Source organism: Actinosynnema sp. NPDC023658 (assembly GCF_040639995.1).
Taxonomy (GTDB): Bacteria; Actinomycetota; Actinomycetes; order Mycobacteriales; family Pseudonocardiaceae; genus Actinosynnema.
In genome coordinates, this window is record NZ_JBFAAX010000630.1 from 1 (window position 1) to 3355 (window position 3355).

Below are 3355 nucleotides of genomic sequence, written 5' to 3' on the forward strand. Positions count from 1 at the left end.
GGGGGTGGAGCTGCCGATCCGCGCGCTGTTCGAGGCGCGGACGGTCGCGGGCGTGGCCGAGCAGGTCGGCGGCGCGTCCGACGCCCGACCGCCGCTGCGCGCGTACGCCCGCGACGAGCGGATCCCGCTGTCGTTCGCCCAGCGCCGGCTGTGGTTCCTGGACAAGTTCGAGGACGGCGCGACCGGCACCTACAACGTGCCGATGGCCGTGCGGCTGTCCGGTGACCTGGACCTGCCCGCGCTGCGCGGCGCTCTGCGCGACCTCGTGCAGCGGCACGAGATCCTGCGGTCGGTGTTCCCCGACGTCGAGGGCACGCCGTACCAGCGGGTGGTCGACGTGCCCGCCGACCACCCGGAGCTGCCGCTGACCCGGCTGCCCGAGGCGGAGCTGCCCGACGTGCTCACCGCCGAGGCCGACCGCGGCTTCGACCTGGCCACCGAGCCGGTGATGCGGGCCAGGCTGTTCGGCGTCGCGCCGTCGGAGCACGTGCTGCTGCTGGTGTTCCACCACATCGCGTTCGACGGCTGGTCGATCGCGCCGCTGGTCCAGGACCTGGCCACGGCCTACCGGGCCCGCGTGTCGGGCACCCGGCCCGACTGGTCGCCGCTGGCGGTGCAGTACGCGGACTACGCCCTGTGGCAGCGCGAGCTGCTCGGTGACGAGCACGACACCGGGAGCCTGCTGTCCCGCCAGCTCGGCTACTGGACGCGGGCGCTGGCCGGCGTGCCCGAGGAGCTGGAGCTGCCGACCGACTTCCCCCGGCCGGCGGTCGCCAACTACGACGGCGACGAGCTGCGGTTCGAGGTGGACACCGAGCTGTACCACCGGGTGGTGACGCTGGCCCGCGAGGCGGGCGCGAGCGTGTTCATGGTGTTCCAGGCCGCGTTGTCGGCGTTGCTGACCAAGCTCGGCGCGGGCACCGACATCCCCCTGGGCACGCCCACCGCCGGCCGCACGGACGACGAGCTCGGGGAGCTGATCGGCTTCTTCGTCAACACGCTCGTGCTGCGCACGGACACCAGCGGCGACCCGACGTTCCAGGAGCTGCTGCACCGGGTGCGGGACACCAACCTGGCCGCCTACCAGCACCAGGACGTGCCGTTCGAGCACCTGGTCGACAAGCTCAACCCGGAGCGGTCGCTGAACAAGCAGCCGCTGTTCCAGGTCATGCTGGCGTTGCAGACCAGCGACGACGTCCCGCTGCACCTGCCGGGCCTGTCCGGGCGGGTGGAGCCGGTGCGCTCGCAGCGGGCGAAGTTCGACTTCACCGTGCTGCTGGAGGAGCGCTACGCGGAGGGCGTGCCGACCGGGATGCACGGCGTGCTGGAGTACAGCACCGAGCTGTTCACCGCCGCGTCGGCGCGCAGGCTGACCGAGCGCCTGGTCGCGCTGCTGCGCACGGTCGTGGACGACCCGGCCGCGCCGCTGAGCCGGGTCGACGTGCTGGACCCCGCCGAGCGGGCGCGGGTGCTGGCCGCCGGCACGGGCCCGGTCCGGCCCCAGCCCTACGAGGGCGTGGTCGAACGCGTCCGCTCGCTGGCGCTGGAGCACCCCGACGCCGTGGCCGTGGTGGACGACCGGGGCAGCGTCACCTACGCCGGTCTGGTCGGGCGCGCGAGCGCGTTCTCCCGGCGGGTCGGTGACGGCCTGACGGCCGTGCTCGCCTCGCCGGGCGTCGACTTCGTCACCGCCGTGCTCGGCGTGCTGGGCGCGGGCGGCGGGTACGTGCCGCTGGACGTGCAGGCGCCGGTCGCCCGCATCGCCGCGCTGCTGGCCGACAGCGGCGCGCGGCGGCTCGCGGTGGACGAGGAGCACCTGGCGCTGGCCAGGGAGGTCGCCGGCGACGTCGAGGTGGTCGTGCTCGACGGCGCGGTGGACACCGACCTGGCGCCCGCCCTCGGCGCACCGGACGACCTCGCCTACGTGATCTTCACGTCCGGCTCCACGGGCAAGCCCAAGGGCGCGATGGTGCACCGGCGCGGCATGGTGAACCACCTGTGGTGCAAGGTGGACGACCTCGAAGTGTCCTCTTCGGACAAGATCGTGCACAACGCGCCGGTCACCTTCGACATCTCGGTGTGGCAGATGCTCACCGCCCTGGTGGTGGGCGGTCAGGTGCGGGTCACCGGCCGCGACACCGCCGTGGACCCCAACGCGCTGTTCGCCACCATCCCGGACGAGGGCGTGACGATCCTCGAAGTCGTGCCCTCGCTGCTGCGCGCGGCGCTGGACGCCTGGGACATCACCGAGGAGACCCCGGCGCTGCCCGGCCTGCGGTGGCTGGTCGTCACGGGCGAGGCGCTGCCGCCGGACCTGTGCCACCGCTGGTTCGCCCGCTACCCGGACATCCCGCTGGTCAACGCCTACGGCCCGACCGAGTGCTCCGACGACGTCACGCACGCGGTCATCCGCCACGGCGACCCGCTGGGCGGCGCCCGCGTGCCGATCGGCCGGCCGGTCCGCAACACCCGGCTCTACGTGCTGGGCGACGACCTGCGCCCGGTGCCCGCCGGTGTGGCCGGCGAGCTGTACGTGGGCGGCGTCGGCGTCGGTCGCGGCTACCTCGGTGACCGCGCCAAGACGGCCGTGACGTTCATCGGTGACCCGTACGGCGAGGCCGGTGCCCGCATGTACCGCACCGGGGACCGCGTGGTGCTGCGGCCGGACGGCCGGCTGGAGTTCCTGGAGCGCCGCGACCACCAGGTCAAGATCCGCGGCCACCGCATCGAGCTGGGCGAGGTCGAGGCCGCGCTGCGCGCCGTGCCCGAGGTCGGTGACGCGGCCGTGTCGGTCGGCGGCGACCAGGGCGGCCACAAGCGGCTCATCGGTTACGTGGTGGCCGCGCCCGGCGCCGCGCTGGACGTGACGGCGGTCCGGGAGGCGCTGGGCGGCTCGCTGCCCGACTACATGGTCCCGGCCGCCATGGTGGTGCTCGACGCGCTGCCGCTGACGCCCAACGGCAAGGTGGACCGCAAGGCGCTGCCCGAACCCGACCCGTCCGCCGGCGGCAGGGGCCGCGGGCCGCGCACACCGGTCGAGGAGATCCTCCGCGGTGTGTTCGGGGAGGTGCTGGGCACCGCCGAGGTGGGCGTGGAGGACGACTTCTTCGAGCTCGGCGGCCACTCGCTGCTCGCCACCCGGGTCGTCAGCCGGGTCCGCACGGTGCTGGACGTCGAACTACCGGTGCGGGCGCTGTTCGAGGCCCGCACGGTGGCCGGCCTGGCCAGGCTGGTCGTGGGGGCGGGCCCGGGGCGGCCCCCCCCCCGCCCCGGGGGGCCCCGCCGCGCCGAGGGGGGGGCCGGGTCGGGTGGGGCCCGCCCCGGGGGGGGGGTCAACCCCCGACTGGCGGGGGCC

1 protein-coding gene is annotated in these 3355 nt (G+C 74.9%); it reads left to right on the plus strand.

The window, feature by feature from the left end:
- Positions 1 to 3355 (plus strand): amino acid adenylation domain-containing protein (locus AB0G02_RS32370; RefSeq protein ID WP_360801764.1); only part of this gene is annotated, 3355 nt, incomplete at both ends.